The 23,956-nt window shown below is 45.4% G+C and carries 20 protein-coding genes; 6 read left to right on the top strand and 14 right to left on the bottom strand.

Annotation, left to right across the window (positions count from 1 at the left end; all coding sequences use genetic code 11):
- Positions 1-30 precede the first annotated feature (30 nt).
- The 3 genes from BUB16_RS05895 to BUB16_RS05885 are packed head-to-tail and all read right to left on the bottom strand — an operon-like array spanning position 31 to position 3,388.
- The gene (locus BUB16_RS05895; protein WP_073060751.1) at positions 31-1,404 is read right to left on the bottom strand and encodes a sigma-54-dependent transcriptional regulator; all 1,374 of its coding nucleotides are present in this window, start codon (positions 1,402-1,404) and stop codon (positions 31-33) included.
- Positions 1,405-1,423: 19 nt separating this feature from the next.
- Positions 1,424-2,893, bottom strand: a complete 1,470-nt coding sequence (gene dacB, locus BUB16_RS05890) for a D-alanyl-D-alanine carboxypeptidase/D-alanyl-D-alanine endopeptidase (RefSeq protein ID WP_084088073.1) — start codon at positions 2,891-2,893, stop codon at positions 1,424-1,426.
- A 24-nt stretch (positions 2,894-2,917) separates the two neighbouring features.
- Positions 2,918-3,388 (bottom strand): PTS sugar transporter subunit IIA, encoded by a 471-nt coding sequence (locus BUB16_RS05885; RefSeq protein WP_073060740.1) that lies wholly within the window; start codon positions 3,386-3,388, stop codon positions 2,918-2,920.
- A gap of 633 nt (positions 3,389-4,021) precedes the next feature.
- Here BUB16_RS05885 and BUB16_RS05880 point away from each other — a divergent pair.
- The 5 genes from BUB16_RS05880 (at position 4,022) to BUB16_RS05860 (ending at position 9,098) form a co-directional block, all read left to right on the top strand.
- Entirely contained in the window at positions 4,022-4,690 is a 669-nt protein-coding gene (locus BUB16_RS05880; RefSeq protein ID WP_073060736.1) for a heme exporter protein CcmB, read from the top strand.
- Positions 4,691-4,696: 6 nt separating this feature from the next.
- On the top strand, positions 4,697-5,914 hold the full coding sequence (locus tag BUB16_RS05875) for a DNA polymerase III subunit (protein WP_073060733.1): 1,218 nt from the start codon (positions 4,697-4,699) through the stop codon (positions 5,912-5,914).
- Positions 5,915-5,916: 2 nt separating this feature from the next.
- Positions 5,917-6,753 carry a diaminopimelate epimerase gene (gene dapF / locus BUB16_RS05870; RefSeq protein ID WP_073060730.1) on the top strand — a complete coding sequence of 279 codons (837 nt, stop codon included), beginning with the start codon at positions 5,917-5,919 and terminating at the stop codon, positions 6,751-6,753.
- A gap of 4 nt (positions 6,754-6,757) precedes the next feature.
- Positions 6,758-8,038, top strand: coding sequence for a type IX secretion system plug protein (locus tag BUB16_RS05865; RefSeq protein WP_073060728.1), 1,281 nt, complete (start codon positions 6,758-6,760; stop codon positions 8,036-8,038).
- A gap of 316 nt (positions 8,039-8,354) precedes the next feature.
- On the top strand, positions 8,355-9,098 hold the full coding sequence (locus BUB16_RS05860) for a sulfotransferase (protein WP_073060725.1): 744 nt from the start codon (positions 8,355-8,357) through the stop codon (positions 9,096-9,098).
- Between the two features lie 185 nt (positions 9,099-9,283).
- Here the strand turns inward: BUB16_RS05860 and BUB16_RS05855 are convergent, their stop codons facing one another.
- From BUB16_RS05855 to BUB16_RS05845, 3 genes are read right to left on the bottom strand one after another with little or no spacing between them, the layout of a single operon-like run.
- Positions 9,284-10,492, bottom strand: coding sequence for a glycosyltransferase family 9 protein (locus BUB16_RS05855; protein ID WP_073060722.1), 1,209 nt, complete (start codon positions 10,490-10,492; stop codon positions 9,284-9,286).
- Entirely contained in the window at positions 10,489-11,955 is a 1,467-nt protein-coding gene (gene rfaE1, locus BUB16_RS05850) for a D-glycero-beta-D-manno-heptose-7-phosphate kinase (RefSeq protein ID WP_073060718.1), read from the bottom strand. Before rfaE1 ends, BUB16_RS05855 begins: the two co-directional genes overlap by 4 nt.
- A gap of 8 nt (positions 11,956-11,963) precedes the next feature.
- Complete coding sequence (locus BUB16_RS05845) at positions 11,964-12,548, bottom strand: D-sedoheptulose-7-phosphate isomerase (protein WP_073060715.1); 585 nt, start codon at positions 12,546-12,548, stop codon at positions 11,964-11,966.
- Between the two features lie 546 nt (positions 12,549-13,094).
- Between BUB16_RS05845 and BUB16_RS05840 the strand changes: the two genes are divergently transcribed.
- Positions 13,095-14,732 carry a hypothetical protein gene (locus BUB16_RS05840; protein ID WP_073060712.1) on the top strand — a complete coding sequence of 546 codons (1,638 nt, stop codon included), beginning with the start codon at positions 13,095-13,097 and terminating at the stop codon, positions 14,730-14,732.
- Positions 14,733-14,883: 151 nt separating this feature from the next.
- Here BUB16_RS05840 and BUB16_RS05835 read toward each other — a convergent pair whose 3' ends face one another.
- From BUB16_RS05835 to BUB16_RS05800, 8 genes are all read right to left on the bottom strand, one after another.
- Complete coding sequence (locus tag BUB16_RS05835) at positions 14,884-16,140, bottom strand: O-antigen ligase family protein (protein WP_170864296.1); 1,257 nt, start codon at positions 16,138-16,140, stop codon at positions 14,884-14,886.
- A 19-nt stretch (positions 16,141-16,159) separates the two neighbouring features.
- Positions 16,160-17,062 (bottom strand): glycosyltransferase family 2 protein, encoded by a 903-nt coding sequence (locus tag BUB16_RS05830; RefSeq protein WP_073060706.1) that lies wholly within the window; start codon positions 17,060-17,062, stop codon positions 16,160-16,162.
- A 133-nt stretch (positions 17,063-17,195) separates the two neighbouring features.
- Complete coding sequence (locus tag BUB16_RS05825) at positions 17,196-18,737, bottom strand: flippase (protein WP_073060702.1); 1,542 nt, start codon at positions 18,735-18,737, stop codon at positions 17,196-17,198.
- Positions 18,738-18,817: 80 nt separating this feature from the next.
- Positions 18,818-19,888 (bottom strand): Wzz/FepE/Etk N-terminal domain-containing protein, encoded by a 1,071-nt coding sequence (locus tag BUB16_RS05820; RefSeq protein ID WP_073060699.1) that lies wholly within the window; start codon positions 19,886-19,888, stop codon positions 18,818-18,820.
- 234 nt (positions 19,889-20,122) lie between these two features.
- On the bottom strand, positions 20,123-20,845 hold the full coding sequence (locus BUB16_RS05815; RefSeq protein ID WP_084088069.1) for a sulfotransferase family 2 domain-containing protein: 723 nt from the start codon (positions 20,843-20,845) through the stop codon (positions 20,123-20,125).
- Positions 20,846-21,124: 279 nt separating this feature from the next.
- Positions 21,125-21,793, bottom strand: a complete 669-nt coding sequence (locus BUB16_RS05810; protein WP_073060679.1) for a CBS domain-containing protein — start codon at positions 21,791-21,793, stop codon at positions 21,125-21,127.
- Positions 21,794-21,820: 27 nt separating this feature from the next.
- Complete coding sequence (gene hflX / locus BUB16_RS05805) at positions 21,821-23,113, bottom strand: GTPase HflX (RefSeq protein WP_073060676.1); 1,293 nt, start codon at positions 23,111-23,113, stop codon at positions 21,821-21,823.
- Between the two features lie 42 nt (positions 23,114-23,155).
- Positions 23,156-23,743, bottom strand: a complete 588-nt coding sequence (locus BUB16_RS05800; RefSeq protein ID WP_073061187.1) for a hypothetical protein — start codon at positions 23,741-23,743, stop codon at positions 23,156-23,158.
- Positions 23,744-23,956: the final 213 nt, after the last annotated feature.

Here is a 23,956-nt window from a genome sequence, read left to right as displayed (position 1 = left end):
CCCCGGGCACCGGTTATTGACATCCCGTATTTACCGTTCAATATCGTACTTTTTCATTTTATTGTACATGTGGCTTCGCTGGATATCGATCGCCTCGGCCGTCTGGGAGATATTCCAATCATTTTCATTCAGTTTTCGCAGCAAAAATAATCGTTCTGACGCTTCTTTAAAACCCTGAAAGGTATCAATACTTTCGAGCAGGCTGTCGGTTCCCTCTGGTTTCCGGGAACCCGTGAGCGTTAGACTATCGACTTCCTTCCCTGAGATCGTCGTACCCCCGGCAAGCAGTCCCAGTCGTTCTACCGCATTTTGAAGCTCCCGCACATTACCCGACCACTGTTGTTCTTTTAACGCCTCCAGTGCGTCATCACTAAACGAAATACCGGCAAATGTAATGTCCTTTTCTGCCAGATGTTCGAGCCAGCGCCGGGCCAGCGCAGGGATGTCTTCACGTCGTTGCCGAAGCGGCGGAACATGAATGGGAATCACATTCAGACGGTGATAGAGATCTTCTCTGAAACCGCCTGTATCGATCTCTTCCAGCAGATCTTTGTTCGTTGCCGCGATCACACGGACATCCACCGTTATTTTCTCGGTCCCGCCAACGCGAATGATGGCATTTTCCTGCAGGGCCCGCAGAACTTTTGCTTGCGCATTGGGACTCATATCTCCCACCTCATCCAGGAAAAGCGTACCCCCGTCAGCTTGTTCGAATTTACCGATACGCTGACTGCTGGCACCGGTAAAAGCGCCCTTCTCATGACCAAAAAGCTCACTTTCAAGCAGGTCTGCAGGAATGGCAGCACAGTTGACTTCTACGAATTCTTCATTGCTGCGCTGACTTTTTTCATGGATCCAGCGGGCTACCAGTTCCTTTCCCGTTCCATTTTCGCCGGTCACCATAACTCTTGAGTTCGTCTGGGCAACTTTATCGATGGTTTCCTTGATCTTTTCAATAGCCCGGCTTTCCCCTATAATTTCGGGTACCCCGGGCAGCCGCGATCGTATGGTTTCATTTTCTTCCGACAGTCGATGTTGATCCAGGGCATTTCGTACACTTACCAGCAACCGGTTCAAGTCAGGTGGCTTCTGGATAAAATCAAAAGCCCCCTTTTTGGTGGCTTCCACCGCAATTTCAATGTTCCCGTGCCCTGAAATCATTATGACCGGAAAATGGAAATTATTCTCTTTCAGTTTAGAAAGTACCTCCATCCCATCCATCCCTTTCATTTTAATATCCAGGAGCATAAGATCAACGGTATCATCCGACAAAATTCGAAACACCTGTTCACCATCTTCAGCTTCAAGTACACGATACCCCTCAAACTCAAGGATATCCCGGAGCGAATTGCGAATGCTTTCCTCGTCATCCGTTACCAGTATTGTAGGGGGCTTGTTCGGCATGCGTTTTCGTTAATAAATGTTAATATTTATAATAAATTTGTTGAATAATTTCTTCCTGCACTGAATCAACGTAAGAGGTTGACTCGGTATAATTATTCGTTATTATACTGACAACAAGCGGCTGTCCCGATGCCGACTCCAAATATCCGCTCAAAGCTCGAACGCCCGAAATATACCCTGTTTTACCGTGTAGTTTCCCTGCGACTGGTGAGTTTCGAAACCGGTGTTCGAGCGTACCGTCTCTCCCGGCAATCGACAAACTGTTTTTATACACCTCAAAGTGAGGGGCAGAACGCATTTTTACCAGCATCCTGCTCAGGTCTTCACTCGTCATAAGAGTTGAAGATGCCAAACCCGATCCGTCGCTTATCTCCAAGTCCTCTATGTCCATACCCATATCCATAGCAAAAGTTTCAATCAGACTTATACCGAGTTCGGTACTTCCCTCCGTTTTATAGTGCTCGGCCGCAGCCGTTTTAAGCAACATCTCAGCATAGAAATTATTGCTCTCTTTATTAACCTCCTGTAACAGCTGCCTAAGTGGAACCGACTGATGCTCTTCCAGGATCGTGTAACGGCTACTTTCCCAATTCCGTGTATGACTTTCAATGGAAAATGGCCTGCTAAACGTTATGTTTCCCTGGGACAGGTACTTTTCAAAGGTATCCACAAAAAAACGGGGTGCGTCCATAATGGACAGCGACTCTTTCTCAACATAATTCTGCGGCAGCGTGCTGCGCAATAAAATGGTGTTCGTACCCATAATTCGCCGATACGACTCGTCATATTCTGAATAGGCCGGGGTGATGACCTGCTTATTAACAAATTCCACGTAATCGGTATCGAAAGGAAACCATTCAATATGGGGTTTTTCTCCTATACTGTTATTGGCATATACACGCAGATCGACTGCATTTTCATTGAACGACAAGGCATTAATTTCCACCCCGTAATAAAATGTGAGGTCATCCCAGCTCCAACCTTCCGGGTAAACCCGCTGATCGAAATACGAATCGTTGCCGATAAGCGATCCCTGTACCTTCCGGATGCCCAGGGAATCAAGCGCCCGGTAAAACTTTTCAAATACATGGAAACGGTCCTTGTTATAAAATGTGCCGCTAATGGACGGATCGCCGCTTCCCCGAATAATGATATCACCTTGCCATGAGTTACCGGACTGTGAACCCAGGCCGTACATTTTCGTGGAATACCGAAAATCGGGCCCCAGCTCCTTCAACACCATGGCGGACGTCAACAGCTTCAGGTTGGAAGCGGGACGTACAATCTTATCAAAATTATAGCCTTCAAGAATTTTGCCCGTGCTATCGCGGACAATGACCGACCAAAAAGCATCGTAGACACGACTGTTTTCGATCGTCTGAATAACTTCAGGTGAAAAGACAGCGTTTTGAGCCTTTACCTCACCCCCAGTGGCCGCGAACAAAACCAAAACAGCCCATCCTGTACAAATCGTATTTTTTCCAACCATACAACTGTGATTTATTGGAATTAGTCATCCACTGAAAGACACATGCTCTTCTTTCTTAAATTGTTCGATAATTTCTTCTGCGGTTGTGCATTCCTTCAGTCGATTCCGAAAACTGCTGTCATTCATTAGTCGCGAAATACGGCTCAACATCTTGATATGCATACTGTTGCTCGACTGCGGACCTACCAGCAAAAAAACCATCGAAACAGGTTGATTGTCAACCGCATTGTATTCCACAGGTTCTTTAAGCACGGCAAAAGCAGCATAGGTCTGTTCAATAACAGCTGTTTTGGCATGTGGTATGGCTAATCCTTTTCCCACCCCGGTGGACATGATATTTTCTCGCTCCTTGACCGCTTCCAGGATTTTTTGGGCCTCCTCTTCCGAAACCTGCCCTTGAAGAGACAATACCAATTTCTCCAGTATTTCAGCTTTATTGTTAGCTTCCAGGTTTGGCAAAACGGTTTGGGTTTCTAATAAGCTGAAAATATTCATGCGAAAAAGACTAAAATTTATTCATTTCATCTGTTGCTCAAATATACTCATCGTTTTACTTCCGATACAAGTCCATTACCCCGCTAATCTTATAATATTTTTTGAATGGATGTTTTAAGAACTTATCAGCCCGGTATAGAAAGCATGGAGAAAAATGATCGTTTTTCAGCCGGCTCTTTTTTACCTTTAACTAATTATTGTTAACCCACATTTCTCACTCCCGAATGCTTTGGCTTTGCCATGGGTGAGGCGTCATTTTGCAGGTTGATCCAAAGGGTATGAACCGGATGAGAACTGCTCCGGATGACGCAGACCGAAAGGGGGTTCCGGAACCCACGGAAGGGGTTGCAGCCGCTGCAGCACGCAATCTTTTGCTCCTATTGTAACATACACTGAAAACATTGATATTTAGAAACTTGCAGTCATGCTAAACAGTTATTTGCAGAGGGCTTTGAAAACACGGTTCTTGTTCAATACCAACCCTGAGCGATTTCAAAACCGCAGTCTATATGTTAACGATATGGGGATGTTGAAATCGCGAACATGCAGAGATTGGGCGAATTAACGGTTTTGCAACGGGCTCGTCTACATAATTCGGGTTAATGCTTCACTACTTTTTTGTAAACTTTGCTGATGAATTTATTACAGGGAATAACCGCCATACTGAGCAAGGACCTGCAGATCGAACTCCGGTCGCGCTACGCTATCAATACCGTCCTGGCATTCGTAGGCGCCTCTTTATTGCTTGTTCTGTTTGCACTGAACGCTGAGCGGCTTCCGAAAAGCGCCCAAAGCGCCCTGGTATGGATCATCATTCTCTTTGCGGCCCTTTCAAGTCTTTCCCGTTCATTTGTAATGGAAACAGACAAGCGAACGTTCGATCTTTTGCGCCTTCACAGTCGCGCCATTGATGTTTTCCTGGGTAAACTGTGCTTCAACTATCTCTTTACTTTGTCGGTAAACTGTGTGACCTTTATCACCTATATTTTTTTATTGGGAATATCTATTGCCGACAACAGCGCCTTTTTGTTGGTTTTGACCGTGGGCACGGCAGGTCTTTCCGGCGTCGCTACCATGCTGGGCGCCATCGTCTCGCAGGCGGACCGGAAAGGAGCTATTTTCTCGGTCCTGAGCATTCCCCTCTTGTTCCCGCTTATCCTTATTTTGGTTCAGCTTACCAAGGTGGCGCTCATTGAGGATTTCTCTCAGCACTATCTCAACGATTTTTGGGCGCTTGTAGGCTATACGGGCACGACCATCACAGCCGGCATCTTACTTTTTGATTACATTTGGGAAGAATAACCTATTATGAGCGAACTCAACCATCTGACATTTGATTTCGGAGACCGGCGGCTGGTCGGGCAGCAGTTTGCGCGCGAGCAGATCAAGCGTATCCTGAAATCGGAGCGCATCAGCCACGCCTACCTGTTCTCAGGCTCTCCCGGCACCGGTAAAAAAGCTTTCGCCCTGGCTTTTGCTGAGCTTATCAACGGCATTGACAACCTCACCGGGCTGGGGGACCAGGCCTTCTCCAAAAAATCGTCCTGGTTTACCCACCCGGATATTCATGTCTTTTTACCCGTACCCACCAGCGCCGTTCGCAAGAACGATGTAGAGATGGAACTGCGTCCCCGTCTGGAGATGCTGCGCGAGGATCCCTACGAAATCGTGGACTTCAGTCTGCGTCCCTCTCTCACGGACGACGCAAGTTCCAAGAACCTGCAGGCATTCTATCCCATTGATTATTTCCGGGAGCATATCCGGCGGGCCGCCCGGTTAAAGCCCAATGAGGGTCGGAAAAACATTATTGTACTGACTGATATTGAACATATGCGCAAAGAGGCGGCCAACGCCTTTTTGAAGCTCCTCGAAGAGCCTTCGAAAAATCTTATGTTCCTGCTGACCACCAGCCATACCGAAGCCCTGCTGCCCACGATCCTGTCACGTTGCCAGCATATTCCGCTGTCTGCTTTAAAAACAAAAGAGATCGAACAGGCCCTGATCGACTACGACGGACTCTCCCGGGAGGATGCGAGCTACCTGGCACGCGTATCCGGGGGCAATTATGCGCTGACGCGCTTCTATGAGGTCGACCAGCTCAAAAGCCTCCGCAGGGAAATCGTGGATTACCTGCGTGCTTCCTATATCCAGGATGCCGTTGAAATCACCCGGATGGCCCAGGATTGGCAGAGCCGCGAAAATATAGAGGGACAGATTGCGATACTAAACGTGCTGGAGGTCTTTCTGCGGGACCTGCTGGTGTATCGCGCGACGGAAAACAAAGCGCTCATTACCAATGCCGACCAGCTGGATGTTATCCGGAAATTTTGCGACACGCTTCATGAGGCCCGTCTGCAGTCGATGATTGAAGAAGTGAACAAGTGTAAGCCGATGATTTATCAATACGTGCAGGGCAAAATTGTTTTTACGGTCCTGGCTTTGCGCTTTGCAAACCTGATGCGCGACCTCGATCTTGAAATAGCATCTGACGAATCCTATAAACATTTACCCGCTTTTTCGGATTAACTATGGATACCCACAGAACAACGATCACTTTTACCAAGATGCAGGGGACCGGGAACGACTTCGTGGTTATCAACAACCTCGAACGGCTGTTCTCCAAAGAGGAATTGGTGCGGCTCGCTCCCAAGCTGTGTGACCGAAAATTCGGCATTGGTTCCGACGGACTGCTTGCCCTGTTTCCCGCCGAACACGGGGAGGCCAACTACACCATGTTTTACCGCAACCCGGACGGCAGCGATGCGGGCATGTGCGGGAACGGCGCCCGGTGCCTGGCGCTTTTCGCCCGGAACCTCGGTTTTGACAAGAATCATACGTTTACGGTCCACGACAAGCTGTACAAAGCCAGCGTGATGGACTCGAATACCGTACGGATTTCATTCCCGGTTGAAACGGAGGTCAGGCACGTGAATCTTGACGGCAAAAAAATCTGGCAACTCCATACCGGAACCGAACATATCGTCACCCCCGTAGATGCGGAGCGGCTTCAGCAGGAAGATCTGCTGCGCCAGGAAGGAGAAAAACTACGCTATCACCCGGCTTTTCAGCCGGAAGGTACCAACGTCAACTTTATTTGCGGAACCGGCGATAACGAAGTCCGCCTTCAGACCTATGAACGCGGGGTCGAAGACCTCACGCTGGCCTGCGGGACCGGCGCCATCGCCGCTGCCCTGGTGTGGCATGAACTGGAAAACCGGCCGGATGCCGAACAGCCTTTTCAGGTCAAAACAGAGGGAGGAACCCTGCTGGTTTACTTCTCCTTTGACCGGCGCACACAAACCTACGCTAATCTTAAACTGGAAGGACCTGCTCATTTTGTCTTTGAAGGCACCTATTTTATGTAGCATATTGCCATTCCTTTTACTTGCCACATTTGCCGGCTGCAAGGTACCGGAATCAACCGATACCGCTACTGCTGACCAGCAGCAGGAAGAAGGTTATCAGGAACCTTTTGCCTTAGCGGTACAGCAAAGTCCGCCGCAGAATATTCGGAGCCTGCAACTTCATCCCCGGGAAAGACCCGGGAGACCGCCTGTCGTAACGCTCGGCACCGATGAACAACTGATCCTTTCCTTCGATGACCTGAGTCCGCAAAGCCGGCAGTACCGGGTGCAAGTCACCCATCGCAACCGGAACTGGATGCAGAGTACTATTCCCGCCTCTGCGTATCTCGAGGGCTTTTCGTATACCCATATTCAACAATCAGAGCAGAGCCTTACCCGGGATCCATCCTACCGGCACGTGGAGTACCCCTTCCCTAATGACAAGCTGAAACCGAAAGTAAGCGGCAATTATCTGCTTGAAGTGTATGAATATCAGGGTGACCGGCTTCTTTTTTCCATGCCTTTCTTTGTGACCGAAGATGAGGGATACCTGGAAACGCGCATTGAAACGCTGTTTGCCCAACGACAGGACAGCCGTCCCTTGCACCAGCTACTCAGTTCCTTTCGCTATCCCGGGTTTGTGGAATTTCCCCAATTTGATTTGTCCCTCTCGTACGTGCAGAACCAGTTTTGGGGACGTATGCGGGCGGCGGATTTCCTGAGCACGGCCGAACCGGGGCACATAACCGGCCGCCTGGACCGGGAGGCCGCTTTTCTCGCGGATGAGGCGTTTCGACTGCTGGATATCCGGGCCTTTGACGCCGACGGACGCCGGATCACAGAATACCAGCCGGGTACCCGTCCCCCTACCCTTATCCTGCGCAGGGACGTCCAAAACCTGGATATGGATCTCAATCCGCCCTTTTCGCCCACACAACATATTGGTGCACTGGTCGATGACCGAAGCGGCCGGTATGCCCGCGTCCGTTTTTCATTGGAGGCCGGCCGATCGGTGTCCCCTTCTGACGAGCTCCATATTGTGGGCGATTTCAATAACTGGATGATCTCGAACGCCAATAAGATGCGTTTTGATGCCTCTGAAGGTCTGTGGAAGGCAGAAGCACTTATTAAACAGGGAACATACGCCTATAAGTACGTTCGGGTGACCCAAAACACCATTGACAACCTTTCTCTCGAACAAAGTTTTCGGCCTGTCCGGCAGCAGTATTTGAGCTTTGTCTATTTTAAAGACCCAGATCAGCAATTCGATCGCCTGCTTAATACGGAACAGGTGTCCTACCGGTAGTTAACATTGTAGGAAATTTATATGCTGGGAAAAGAAATCTGAGTTCCCGTTTGGGTTCTGAGTATAAAAGGTATTCTATTATCTCAGATAAAAGATTGTTTTGATTAATGTTCACCGAATAAATATGTTCACATTAGCAAGAGAGTTTTTTTGAACCAGGAACTTTAATCAAGATCAACCACGGGGCGAATTCAACACCACAGCATAGAAAGCATTTGTGAGGATGTTGAATACATATAAACATACGGCAATTGACCAAAAGAACGGTTTTGCAAAACCTACAGTAAGGTTGTTTTTAAATTACCCATAGTAAAAAATGATATTCTGTGTTATTGGTTATTCGAGATCCGGAACCACTTATTTATCCAATTTAATCTATAATAACATTGAATGTAGACAATTTAATGAACCTCATCTCTTGTGGAAAAATATCGACAGGTTTAATATATATGATCAAGTTAAGCCTGTTAGAAATGACAAATTAAAAAATTTTGTCACACGAAAACTAGGCCATCACAACAAAATTATCATCGAAAAATCCCCTCCAAACCTTTTTAGGCCAGAGTTAGTAAAATATGTATTACCAGAGGCTAAAATATTATTTATCGAGAGAAATGAACAAGCTTGCTTGCAATCCAATTTAAAGGCAACTCGAAAAAATAATGGATTTATACCAAGTAAGTTTTTATACAAATCACAACCGGATAAATATAATTTAGAACAAAAACAATATCCCCGAAATACGCTGCTGCTACACGAGCAAATTCATCCCACTCAAGTTTTTAATTTTACCAAATACTCTTTTCTTAAATTTAATCACTGGCGCAAGGGGCATTACCCTTTTGGGCCTAAATTATGCGGTTATGATAAAATAATGCGAGAGAGAGGGCCTGAATATTACCATACCAAATGTATTGATCTGATTAAAAAATATAAAAAAACATATACAGAACTATTCGATGATATATATTATATAGAGTTAGAAAAACTGGTAGAGAATTCAAATAACTATATAGATGATATGCTTGGTTTTATAAAAAAATATAGTACTGAGACTTAGATACCCAACTCGCGAGATCGCAATGGAGGGATTTTATCCCAAGGTCTTAGCGCTGCTACATGCCCAGCAAGAGGAGACGGACCGGATGGTCAGTGCCCTGTACGGGCAAGGGCTGGCCCACGCGCAAGTCGGGGAGGTCCTCGAAGAGCTACTTGCGCAGATCGACAAGCTCAGAATGACCAATGTTATGGTTTTTCCAAGCCTTTTTGAGTGTCTGCAGGCTCACTGCCCCGAATTATACGTACTGCTGTGTTTACGACTTCATCCAGATCTATTTTTTTCATGCAATATCCTTCAGGGACGTTATGCTCTTTACATTTATATTCAAACCCGAGATCGAGACAAGGAGAACAGTGCAAACTGCTTTTAATATTAATTGCCTGTTCACACAGGGGACCCCAGCGGTTGATATCTGTGGGGCCATTAATAGATACCAGGTTTGCACCTACAGCAGCCGCTAAATGTAATACTCCCGTATTTACCGTTATGACACAATCCGCATTCTTCAGAAAAACAGCTGTTTCGTTTAAATGCGTTTTTCCAGCGATAGAATAAGAACGATCGATATATGAGGTAAGAGCTTCAGATTTATCCTTATCTGCAGGACCACCTGTAAAAATAATCGTATACCCTTTAGCAGCCAAATTATTACAGATATAGGTTATCGCTCCTTTATCGAGTTCTTTTAGCGTATTTTTATATCCGGAAGCCCACGGATGGAAGATTATATACTCCTGAATATCATGCTTGTCCATAAAATCTTTAAAATAAAAGGAATCTTGTGCCGCCACCGGATAGGTCGGAACTCCCTGCACCTGATCGATAATGGCTGAGGTAAGCATTTTATAATTCTCGAATTCATGCTTTGTGTCCTGATGGACTTCATAATGATCGAAAAGCATATGCTTGTACTGTCGCTCTGTTCGAAATCCAATCTTATAATTTCCCTTCATAAGAAACGACAAAAACGCACTTATTCTGGACCATGGTTCAAAATCAACACAATAATCGTAACGTAATCCTCTGAGCTCTTTAATCTTTTTTCTCAAATAGTTCCAATCATAGATAAACCGGCTGAGATCCAGACTGATAACCTTTGATACATACTTTTTATCCAACAATTTTTGATAAACGACCTGATTGTTTTTGCCGCAGACCACCGTAATTTCAATATCCTGATAAGTGTTACGCAATTTTTGAATAAAAGGAAGGGTAAGAATCGAATCTCCGATGCCACTCATCTTAAAAAACACAATGCTTTGGGGGCGTTGTGGCCTCCTGCCAAAATCCTTTTTCTTTCGGAAGAGGCTCAGGAGCAGCACAAGAGGAATGCCCATATACCGATCGAGCAGACGTAGAAAAGCATTCCCTCGTTCTTGAAATAAATTAATCATTGCTGTGATCTTTCTATCTGTTCTATTAATCCGGTCGTGCTCTTTCCCTCTACCAGTGGTACCCTCACGACTTTGCCGCCTCCTGTTGTGACGACCCGGGCACCGACGATCTCCTCTTCTCTGTAATCAGCACCCTTGACCAACACATCGGGCCTTATTTGTTTGATCAACCGCAAGGGAGTCTGTTCTTCAAAGGCAATAATCGCATCAACGACGGAGAGAGCCTCCAATACTGATACCCGGTCTTTTAAGTTGTTCAAAGGTCTGTTTTTCCCTTTCAGTTGTTGAACAGATTTATCCGTATTGAGTGCCACGATAAGCTTGTCACCTTCCTTTTTGGCTTCTCTAAGAAGATGGATGTGTCCCCGGTGCAGGATATCAAAACAGCCGTTTGTAAACACGATGGTTTGGTTGTGATTCTTCCACTCTGCGACACGACTCTCAAGTTCAGGAAGAGTGAACCTTTTTGTATTTTCCTGTCCGTAACGTTGAATGGCATCGCTCAATTCAGCATACGATACCGCATAGGTCCCCCACCTGCTTACGACATATCCGGCAGCTATATTTGCTAATTCAATCGCCTTGTCAATGGGCAGGCCTGCAACAAATCCTATAGTCAATACTGCAGCCGCAGTATCACCGGCTCCGGAAACATCATAAACCTCCCGGACTGTTGTCGGAATGTCACGATTTTTATTTTCAGAAATCAGGCTTATTCCCTTAGGTCCGCGCGTAACTGCAAGATAACCGACGTGTAATGCTTTATACATCTGTGTTGCTATCTTCGTAAAATCTTCTTCCGTTTGCCAGTTATCACGGCTCGCGATTGATAACTCAGTTTCATTGGGCATCAGCACAGTAGCATTCTCATACTTTGTAAAATTCTTTCCTTTGGGATCAACGATGACGGGAATGTTTTTTTCTTTTGCAGTTCGGATGATAGATCGACAAACCTCATCCGTAATTAATCCTTTTGCGTAATCTGATATGATAATAGCATCAACAGATCTGGAAGCAATAAGAGAGGCTACCTTCTCTATAAGAAGTGATTGCACATCACTGCTAACGGGGCTTGGTTCTTCCTGGTCAATCCGTGCAATCTGTTGTTTTTCGCCTACGATTCGGGTCTTGGTAATCGTTGGTTTTGCTGAGGAAGAAATCAGATGATCAGAGGATATCTGTTGTTCCTCTAACAGATCCTTAATAATCGAACTATTGTGATCGGTTCCTACCAAACCAATTAGTGAAACGGAAACACCCAGGCGCTTAAGGTTTAAAGCGACATTTCCCGATCCCCCGAGCAGAAGTTTTTCCTCTCTTAGTCGCATCACAGGAACCGGTGCTTCGGGAGAAATCCTGCGTACACTTCCCATCAAATACTTGTCAAGCATCAGGTCTCCGATTACAACTATGTGCTGGTCAGTAAACTCTTGCAAAACGATATTTTTAAGTTCTTTGCACATAAACTAAATTAATCATCAAATATGGTATTTTCCACTATCTCACAAATAATATGGCAGCATAACAAATGCATTTCCTGGATGCGTGCTGTATTTTGAGAGGGCATATTTAAACAACGGGTTGCGATTTGAGCCAAAGGACTGGACTCCTGACCGGTTAGCCCTATCGTGAGTGCTCCCATCTCATTAGCTTTTTTAATTCCTTCGATAATATTCCGACTCTTCCCGGAGGTCGATAGACCGATTACAATATCCCGGTCCGTGCATAAAGCTTCAATTTGTCTGGAAAAGACCGACTCAAATCCATAGTCATTGGAAATAGCTGTTAAAATTGACGTATCGGTGGTCAATGCGATAGAGGGCAGAGCTGCCCGGTCCTGTTGAAATCGTCCCACAAACTCTGCTGCCAGATGTTGACACGCCGAGGCGCTTCCACCATTTCCCATCCAGAAAATTTTGCCGCCATCCTTTATGCAGGATGAGATGCGCTCTGAAGCTTCTGCAAGACCATCAACTAAGCTGTATAATTGCTTTACTGTAGCTTCATGGTTGTGAATCAATGACGTTATTTCAAAACTCAAACTCTTTTTCTCCATGATTTTCGTCTTGCTATAGATTGTAAAATCTTAAACAGTATATAATTTCCGATTTCCATAGTAAAGTAAAACTTTTATTACCATCAAAGGAAATCGCTACATATGAATATAGAAAATTCTAAAAACCCTAATCAACCTGTTATCTCAACATCAAGATGGGTTATTCCGTCCGAATGGCAAAACTTAATCCCGGGCAAACACAATTCTCCGCGTTGATAAAGCCGGACTCCTTTGTTAAGGGAGACTTGAATTACTACAAACAACCCTCCATAGAATGTTGGTAAAACGGGTGTTTGGACATAAAGGCCTAATCACAGAAATATAATATTCATATGATAAAGAAATATATAGCGTTCTTGATAGTGATAACAAGAATCTTTACGTTTATTTGTTTAAGAGCATACTAAACCAATAACAGGCGAGTGGTTACAAAAACATATAGAATCTAGGGATTTAGCAGTAGTAATACATCCTGAACTGCTATTGCTTACGAAGAGAGCTAATTGAGTAGTTACTCGTCGACATCAAGTTAAAAGAGGAAATGCTATGGCTACAATAACAATATCAGATTCCGTATCCAATGGCGGTTGGGGAATTGTTGAAGGGACAACCGGTGGAGAAAGTAGAGCAATAAACAATTCATATAAATTTATATGTGAGTTTAGAAATTCTCTAAATAATGGAGATATTATCCAGCTTGACCCCGGTATTTATGAATTCAATATGATGTACTTTCAAACTAAAGATAATATTGAATTACGTACTAATCCTAATAAAACTGGAACAGCAACTATTAGATTTAAATCTGTTTCTGGAAGACCATCCCCCCCTTGCGTTGATTGGGATTGGGGAGGAGGCGCAGCTTGGATGAAGGTTTCAAATGCTGATAACTTCCACATACATGATTTAAAAGTTGATGGAAAAGAAGCTGATATCGGTGGTGGAATTTGGGTAGTTAATAGAGCAAAAAACGGACTGATAGAAAATATAAGGGTAGATGATGCAGCTACAGTTAGTCTTATAGCAGGACCAAATGAAAGTAACAACCCACCCCATGACATAGAATTTAAAAACTGTAAAGTATATGGGCAAAGAGTTAGAGTAACAGGTAAGGCTCAATTCTTAGCCGGAGGACATTCTTATAACGTAACCTTTAGAAATTGTAAATCTTATGCAGAAAGTGCAACTACTAATAAAAGCTCCCCAATAACCCTTTTTGGTACAGATAATGCAACAAATATAAAATATATTGATTGTCTTGCTGTGGGTACTTTTACCCCTAATAATTCAGAAAATAATAGGGTTGGTGCTGGTTTTTGGCAAGAAGGTTCTGATGAAGCAAGTTCTGAACTACATAGTTGTACTTTTCGTAAAACAGCAGGAGGAATAGGGCAAACAGAAACACCCGAAAATGGCGGTGTATTAGATATAAAAGCTTATAATTGTACTATAGATCGTTGCAATCAAAAAGGATCTAATGTTAGGCCTTGGGCTGCATGGAGTCAAGGATTAAATAATAGGTTTGAACTTCATAATTGTACTTTTCAAAAAAATGGAGTTCACAACAACACAACTATATTTCATGGTGGAGGAATACAATTTGGTGGAAACGGTTATAGCCTTGTTAAAAATTGTACCTTTGAAGACACTGTAAGCGGTTATAATATAACCTGGTATGGTACGGGGGAAAATGAACAACCAGCTACCGAATATACAATACAAAATAATACATTTGATGCTAATTTAAGAACCCATGATGCTGGTGTAGTAAATGGGACTGTTTATGAAAACTGGAATACACTCACAAACGGTGCCCAATATATGGAAGGTAATGGTACCGATTGGGAATGGATACATCAAACAAATGGAGACTTGAAATCAGCCATAACGGCGGTTATAAATAGTCCAACTTCAAATACCACTGTTGGTGTATACTATGATTCGCATACTACAAACGTACAATATAGCAATGGGGAGCCTTATAATTCGATGCTTTATGAAATGAGAAGTGCGATTAACAATGATTCAAGTGCCCAAATTACAGCGGAAATTAATATTGTAGATGCTACTATTACTCTCACACAAAAAGATGGAGCTTCTGGTAGCAGTGTAAGCTTCGTAATTGATTGGAATGATTGGCAAAATGGCCAACCATTTAGTGATATGAACCCGTCAATGCAATGAATCTTTCGAAGCCAGTTAAAGCGGGCCTTTTATAAGTACTTGACTTTGTTAGTAGTAGCAACAGCAATTATTTTAGGGAGATCTCTTTCCCGCTTACGTCCAATAATTTGTACAAGAGACAAACCATCTACACTATAGCTGGCCGTCCCTCCTACAGAGTCTCGTCGGATTCTTCTCCACTTAGCACCCTGATTTTAACCCGTTTGTAAGCTTCCCTATGCATAATAAACAGGCCAAGCGAAATGGTAAACGGCAGCATCTGTGAAGGTGTAGTAATGCGATGCGCGGTAAATGAGGAAAAGGTGACGGTAAAAAAAACAATCAGCAGGTAATCGCGGATCACCGGCTGGGTTTTAATCCGCTTGAGGTATAAAAAAAGCGATACCCAAAACGTCAAAAACAGGGTCAGTCCCACTACCCCCTGTTCCGCAAGGATATGGAGATACGAGTGATGAGCATGCGCATCAGTATGCGCTTTTTGGGGCTGGGCATTATAGGTCAGATATGGAACAATCTCTTGTAGATCGTACGGCCTGTCGTCATAAGATCCCACGCCACTGCCCAGGATGGGCGACTCCAAAAACATATACCAAGCCCTGGGAAAGGTATAAAACACCCTGATCATAACATTCGCATTCTTTTGCCCTACATCACTGTCAATCTCCTTGGTGACTTCATCCTGCGTGACCAACCGGTCGGTGTAATACGGGTAACCGATCATCAGGCTACCAGCCGTAAAGAGAACCGGAATAATCAGAAGACCAATAAGTGTCTTGGTCCGACCCGTGACGGTACAGTACCAACCGGCGATACCCAATGCCAAGCCCAGGATGGATCCGCGGGAATAGGTCGCAACAAGAATGATCGCAACAAGTAAAAAACAAAACAGCTCCTTTTTACTCCGCCGGTGATACCAGTAGGCAAAGCCCAGTGCTCCCAAAATGGATAAAAATCCCCCTACAGCGTTTTGCGCATAAAACAATCCGCTGAAAACTATTTCATGGATGCTTCCCAAGAAGTTAGTTGTCAAAAGGTGATACACGAATAACAATCCATACAGTATAACACTGAACCGGTAGAACTTCCGGAAATATTGTCGCAGCTCAAATTCATAGCTAAACAGCGGCAGAATAAGCAGGGGCGCATAGGAGATGATAAAGTTGCCGTCGCGCCGGTAAAAACCGAACTCGACGAGCGAAAGCGGGTGATATAAGACGACGCTGACCAAAAAGAGAAGCAGGAAGCCGTACAGCCAGGCAACAGGTCGTGCCAGCTCATCCTTGTTCACGGCATAAAGGCCCAGGGGCACCAAAAGGGTTAGCAACGGACTCAGATAAACGAAGTTCGTTACCGTACCGTACAACGATACGAGTGAGAGTCCCAACACAAATTTCTTTTGCAGGTCCACAGTAACAGGTCCTTCCGGGCTATGTATTAAAGGTGAACATCAGTTTTGCGATCATCGGTATCCTGTTCCACTGGCCACGCCTCATCCTGTTTATCATGGCATAAATAACGGATAAATAAACGCCGGGCAAATAGGCCGGAAAAAACTTATAGGTAAACTTGAGCCGATTCTTCAGCTGATAATAATCGGATTGCTTGCTCCTCACTGCCTGCTGCATCTGCTGTCCCCCGGTCGAAGCACCCTCCTTGTGATAGACCATGCTGCCGGGGGCAAAACCCAGGCTGAACTGCCCCTCCCCGCGCATCGCCCAGTCTATTTCTTCGTAGTACAGAAAATACTCTTCGCTCAACAACCCTACCCTGTCGATAAACCTCCTTGAGACCAGCATTGAGGCGCCTACCACGTAATCCAGTTTCTTCTCTACTGCCTGCCGGTTGGGTTTTAAATCCACCGGTTTGTTCTGGCCAAAACTCCGGATCGTTCCTATCCATTTATTAAATCTTCCCCCGCCCCACGCTTGAGTCGTATCACGCTGGTGATAGTAAATAAGTCTGGATCCACAGATACCTATCCCCGGATTTTCTTCCATCCGGTCAACCAGGTGCGAAAGGGCCTGCCGGTCGACCACCGTATCGTTATTAAGCAGCCAAGCATAATCGGTATCCCGGTCAAGTGCATATTCAATCCCCGTGTTATTTCCTCCTGCGAACCCACGGTTTTCATCGTTTTTCAGAAGTGTAATATCGGGGTATCGTCGCTCGATCTCCTCTACCGATCGGTCGGTGGACCCGTTGTCCACAACGATAACGGAATAGTTGGCATAATCAAGCTCCTCCAGCGATCGGAGGCATTCGGTCGTATCTTTCCAACCATTCCAGTTGACTAAGATAATAAAAACTTTTGGTACTGCTGCTGTAGTCATACTCACACTTTTTAGCTGAAGTCGTTGGCAAAGATATCCATTATATGAAGCTACCAAGATACACAAAGAACTTTTTTCATGTAATGACCAATATGTTATCGTGATGAAGCGATGTATTCATATGAACATTAACCTATCTGCCGGCTTTAGATGCAATCTTTTTCTTCATCCCCCGGTACAGCCCGATAACCTGCTCCCGCTCGTCTTGTTTAAGCGTTCGCGACCAAATAAGATACAAACTGAGCAAAGCAGAGAAGCCGCCGAGTGCCAGTACCGTAATCCGTCCTTCGATGAAGTAAAATAGTGCGGCAAGGAATGTAAAAACAGCAGTATACAGAAGAAACTGACGATAAAGCGTGGCTCTATTCCGGTTCATAAACGGCACCAGTCGATTACAGAAAAACAGCAGAAATCCGCCGTCAATGACAACACGCAGCAGCCAGGCCAGCGCTACGCCGACAACGCCCATGTATTGCGCAAAGACCCAAATCATAACCAAGTATACCGGCAGCTCGGCCATGTGGAGCTTCGCCCGGATATCAGGCCGGCCTACAGCCTGTATAAGCGTGGACGGTACCATCGACATACAGTTGATCAGCATGCCCGCCGCCAGTATTTGCAGAACGAGGGTACTGTTTTCGGCAAATTCGTTGCCCAGCCAGTAGTAGAGCAGCGGTTCAGCAGAAAAAATCAAGAAAGTAACCAGTGGCAGCAGGACCAAAAACAAATAGCGGATTGATTTTTGTTGCAGGGCGATAAGCTTCTCCTCATCCTTCAGGGAATAGACGCTGAAAGCCGGAAACATCACTCCCATAAATCCGCCGGAAATGAGGCCGAGACGACTTACCATCTCATAGGGGGTGGTGTAGTATGCCACTGCACTCATGGTTAGGATGGCCCCCAGTATGAAGCGATCCATATAAATCATTATAGGACTGATGAAATTGCTGATGGTCAGCCACGCTCCAAAACCCAACAGTTTTTTGGTCCACCGGAAAAAGGGGTATTCGGATGGCTTCAAAAACTGCTGATCCCGGCAGCTGTAATAGAGGTAAATGACAAATGAGGCCCCGCGACCGACTACCAGCAACAGCACCACGTGATGTAGCTGATTGCTGAAGGGAAGTATGAGTAACGGACCGACATAATTGAGCGTGCTCGCCGGTATTTTTACCGTGTTGACCAGGGTGAAGCGCTGCTGGGCCTCCAGGACACCCCGTCCCCCTACCGACCCCAGTACCAGGGGAATGGACGCACTGAGGATATAAAATGCTTTCCGGGTTTCTCCGGTCAGCTCAGCGGGGATATTCAGAAGGCCGTTGACCAGGTACGGGGTGGCAGCGACAATCAGGAGTCCGGCTACGATCCCAAAGCCGATCAATAGAAAAACAGAAGTAAAAATAATGGGCGATAGCTGTTCCCCGCCCCGGGCTTCTTCGTCCGCCACAAATTTTGTGGTGGCCCGTCCCAGTCCCATGTCGAAAAGACCGAAATAACCGATTACGATCCAGACGATCGTAAGTACGCCGAAACGTTCGGTTCCCAGCCCATCGATAACAAACGGTATGGCAATAACAGCAAAGAGCAGCGGGATACCCCGCCCCATCACATTGACCAGCGTATTTTGTGCTAATATACCCTTTTCCTCTGTAGAAGAACTGGACGATGGCTTCATCTATATTCAACAATTAAAGCATGATTTTTGAATAGGCAACCGATGGGGATACGACAAACGGATTTTAGGACAAAAAGTAGTTAAAGTTGCCGGCTGACGTTATCATAGATATTCCGGCCGGTGATATAAAAGAAAGAGGCGATAAGTCCTGCAAAAAACGACAGGATGAGGATCAGAATGCGCTGCGGTTTACTTTTTTGGGTCGGTACATTCGCCGCTTGCAGCGCTTTGAATACGGGCGTTTGTTCCTGTACTTTCATTTTGGCTTCCATCAGCTGCTGCGACACATTATTATACATATTGTAGGCTAAATCGAATTCTGCCTGCAGGCGTTGTTCACGCGCCTGGGATTTAGCCGTAGCCAGATTCACGTTTTGATCCAGAAAGGATGCCAGTTCTCCCTGGACTTCCTCAAGACGATCGCGCGCCTGCTTGTGCTGTGTTTCGGCAAAAACCAGATCTTCTTTAGCTTTCTGTGTACTGTAGGATTTAACAAATTCTTTCAGCATGTTGATGACCGTGCCATTTACCTGGGCGGCAGCAATAGCATCGGGCATCGTTGCCTTGACGGTCAGTACCCCGGTTTCACCCTCCAGTTCAATGGATATCCGTTCCTGCATGGCCCCAATGATTTCAAGTTCATCATCTGCTAACTCAACAACGGCGGCCTCGTCAAACTCTTTGCGAAGCCAGTCGGGCAGAGGGGCAGGCGGTTCGGGAGAGCGGATTTTGCTTGGGAGCCCGAGCGTATATTCGAGCAGTATTTCAAAGAGCGACAAGTTGCGGATATCCTCGAAATAGTTATAACCGTTGACAGTGGTATCCAGCTTTGAAAAATAAATATCCTGGTTAAGCAGTTTATGCTGAAAGCCGAGGCTCTGTACGATTTTAGGATATACCTCCGGGGCAATAGTTCCCTCTTTCGATAAATCCATTGATCCCATACTGCCCAGCCCCAGTAGGCCGCCATAATTTTCCAGCATGTCGCCGGCCGAACTTTCACTGCTTTTCATCTCAGGCATTAATAAAGCTTCAGAGGTATATTCAACCGGGCTGAAAAGTGCTATGGCAAGTCCGAGAATAAGAAACCCGCCCGTTATCTTAGCTATGAGCCGGCGCTGATTGCGCAATAAACGAAACAGCTCAATCAAATTAACCGCATTATCTCCCTTTTGTCCCTCCTCGTCTACCGGAATAAGTCGATACTCTTTAGCGGAAAGCTGCTCTTGTGTCGGCGAGTCTCCGGAAGATTCCGAATCGCTATGTCTGTTCTCCTTGCTCAGTCTTTCCTCTTTTTTTATTTATACAAATATCATGTTTACAGCCACAAATTATACGGATTTTTAAGGTGCCTGAAAAGATTATTCTTATTCCGCGGGTGCCGGTTATTTATGATCGGTCGTTTGCTGGCTCTCATTTGACCTTATCCTTTCCCGCCTGGCTTCAAGGGCATAGTCATAGAGCTCATAGTCACGTGCATGAAAAGATTTGAGTTCTTTTATGAGACCCTCATCTGTAATGAGAGGCTTTGATTTCCGGGGACTGATGTTTTTTTGGGGGACAGAAACATCCTTTAATCCCAAATAATGATTGGCAAAATAACGTACATCTTCTTCATAGTGTTCCGTTATTCCGATAAAGTCGAATTGCCGGGCAGGAAAATTCCATAAAAATTCGGAGTATACATTCTTTAGTTCCTCAGAAAAAGCGAACTCCTGAAGGGTCCAATCTTCTTCAACAACTCTTCTGTGCAACGGCTTTGGTTTAGCTGTCTCGTAGGTGCGCAACCAAAAATAATAATGTGAAACCAGTCGCTCTACCGGGTCCCGGAGCCAGGTTATGAACGTAATTCCATCCCTGCCGTAAAAATAATCGTACTTATAGGGCAGAAAATGACCGTGTATGCATTCGGTAAAACGATATCTATAGAAATACCGGTATCTCCTTTTTATCCTTTCTCGTGACTCAATAGCTTCTTTTCTTCGCTTGTCGGGCGACCAGTGAATAGGATAATCATAATCTTTAGAAAACCGCCATTTAAAATGTCTCTTAAGCAATTCTTTGAAACTTGTCCCCCCGCACTTGGGCATATGCAATGATATGAGCATTATAACATTTACTCCCGATCTAAAGTTTAGAAAGTTAACTTTTCGTAATTTGGAGGATAATAAGCCTTTAATTCAAGAGAATAAAACCGTATAAAAGGATTTTATCTTTACACTTATGGCAGAGATGGAGGGAATCGCACGGTGGGTTTGCCTGTCAGGATAACAAATTCAGCGTTGGATGGGTTAATAACCCTTCTGTTTCGACCTTATGCCCGGGGGCAGTCTGCTTCGGAAGACAAACGATCCGATGGGAAATAAAACTATCTCATGACCATATGTTCACATATCGATGAACTTGAGCAGCTCATCGGCCCGGGTTTCGAGATCCTGGTTGAAAACCTCGTTTTCAGAGCTGGTAGAGACTACATAATCATACCGGCGAAGTGCTGCGGCCACGCGACTCACATCTTCAAGGTCAAGCTTGAATGATATTTCAAAAGATTCTCCCGGTTGCTGTGATTTTTCAACTGTCATACCCAGGATCTTGGCCCCCTCGGTTTCCATAATATTCACAACTTCGGTAATCGATAAATCCCGTCGGTCGAGCATGACCGAAATAACAGATCCCGGTTCCGTCACGTTAAGCATCTGAGGGATCTTTTCCAGCACTTGTTTCTTTTCAATAATGCCCAACAGCGTCCACTCTTCATCAACCACCGGTAACATTTCCTGCTCATACTGCAGCATGAGCCGGGCGGCTTCAAAGATGTGTTGTTCCCGGTAGACTTTCACCGGTTCGTCAAGATCGATCTCCGCAACAGAGTCTGTCGGATCTGCTTCCTCCAATGCATCCCGGGTAACCTGTCCGATCAGCGCATGGGTCGTGCTGTCAGTGACGGGCAGCGTAGAGATGTTTTCCTCTTCCATCCGTTTCTTAACCGCATCAACGGTGTCTGTCCCCTTCAGCGGATTGAAGTTCGACCTTATGATATTTTTCTTTACAAGCATCGGTCTGCAATTTACATGATTGTTTACTCACACAACTGATTCAGCCGTATCAATATCATCCAGTAACGCTTTCAACCGCATTAAATCGGGTTCGGCGATACTGAAGGTCAGCTTCACATCAGATCCTACGTATTTTTTTTCCAAAATGTTAGCTTCGCGGTGTAAAAAAGCGACTCCTTCATATTTTGCCGCAGGGATACGCATGGTTTCCGTCACAAAATCTTCTTCAATAAGACTTCTAATCTGCTTCTCCAGCTTCAAGAGTCCGATATTTCGTTCAGCGGAAACAAATACGGCCTCGGGAAACTGCTTCTTCAGCTCAACGATCTGCCGGGGTTCAAGGATATCTATCTTGTTAAACACCAGCTGTATCTTCTTATTCCCGGTAGCATTCATATCCTCGAGCGTGTCGTTGACCACCTGGATATAATCATCGAGCATCAGTGCAGAGGCATCTACCACGTGAAGCAGGATATCGGCCTCACGCACCTCATCCAGCGTGGATTTAAAACTTTCTATCAGGTCATGCGGCAACTTTCGGATAAATCCGACAGTGTCGGACAAAAGAACATCGTAGTTCGCAATTTCACACCGGCGGACAGTCGAATCCAGGGTGGCAAACAGGCGATCCTCGGCCAGTACCTCGGTATCCGTCAACGCATTCATCAGTGTTGATTTACCGGCATTGGTATAGCCAACCAGGGAAATCCTCACATTCTCGGAACGGCCCTTGCGCTGGGTTGTCCGCTGCCGGTCAAGTTTCTCAAGCTTATCCTTGAGATTGGCAATCCGTTTGTCAATCAGCCGGCGGTCGGTCTCAATTTGGGTTTCCCCGGGCCCCCGCGTGCCGATGCCCCCCTGCTGGCGTGAGAGGTGAGTCCAGAAGCGTGTTAATCGCGGTAGCAGGTACTGCAGCTGTGCCAGCTCTACCTGTGTCTTCGCTGCAGCTGTCTGGGCGCGGGATGCAAAAATATCAAGGATAAGTCCGCTGCGATCCAACAACTTCGCTTTCGTCGCATCTTCAATATTGCGAATCTGCGTAGGAGAAAGATCATCATCAAAAATGAGGGTGTCAATCTTGTGCTCGCTCACCATCTGTTTCAGTTCACGAAGCTTCCCGGATCCTATATACGTTGAGGGATCAGGATGCATGCGGTTCTGCAACACCTTGTCTATTGTTATCCCGCCGGCAGTGCGGGTAAGCATTTCAAGTTCATCCAAATACTCTTCTGCCTGGATACGGGGCGTCTCGGGACCGTAGATCCCTACCAGCAGCGCCCGCTCCTGAACAATATCAGAATTTTGTATCTCTTCAAACAAATGACTGTTACTCTATAAGTTATGATTTATTTAAGGCTGCGATCAATTAAACTGTTCTACATTTATGGTATCGTCGTCTTTTACATAACAACGAATTCGATGGCCGAGTTTATGGGCAATCAAATTCTGAAACGCCCGCTGCTGCTTGTGCGGTACTTCCAGCTCGAGGCGGATTAAATCAGAATAATCGTCGTAGATATCGGCGCTGTAGATAAAAATATAGTGAATATGCTCCTCCTTCTCTTTTTCCACAAAATCGCGTATCTGATGCCAGGCTACCGTCTGGGACGGCTCGTTGACATTTTTAACGATACCGTAATCGGTAATAAAACGTTTACTTGCAAAATAACTGGTTCCGAACCAGCTCACTCCCAGCCATATATAAAGAGCTGAAGCGATAATCTCAGCCGATACCCCGCGATAAACGGCCAGGCCACCCACCGTCAGCGTAGCCAGCAAAAAGAGCGTTGAAAAAAGCGGATATCCTTTTACTTTTCCCGTCTTCCAGCTCAGTCGAACATTCCGCAGCCGAACAACATTGAGCAGGGTGGCTGTAGCCCAAAACACTGCCGCAAGGGTAAAGGTTCCTAAGATCAACCAATAGAAAATATTAAAATCTGTCCCAGCCATATCTTCAAGTATAGATTCAGCGATCATAGCCGCGCATCAATCAACGGTTCTTATTTAAATAAAGCAATGTTGTACAAATAAGCCAGTCTGATCATTATTTTTTACTTTTCTTTTTTAACGTGCCAAATCGCAATCCATTATATAATTTCTGAACCTGTTTTTAAGGGTGAAGAGAACCTGAACGTACAGCGGGTTTTTTGCCAAGCAGATCAG

The organism is Fodinibius roseus, assembly GCF_900129315.1.
In the GTDB taxonomy this organism is placed as follows: Bacteria; Bacteroidota; Rhodothermia; order Balneolales; family Balneolaceae; genus Fodinibius; species Fodinibius roseus.
Note: the sequence above shows the minus strand (reverse complement) of the source record. Positions and strands in the feature narration are given on the sequence as shown.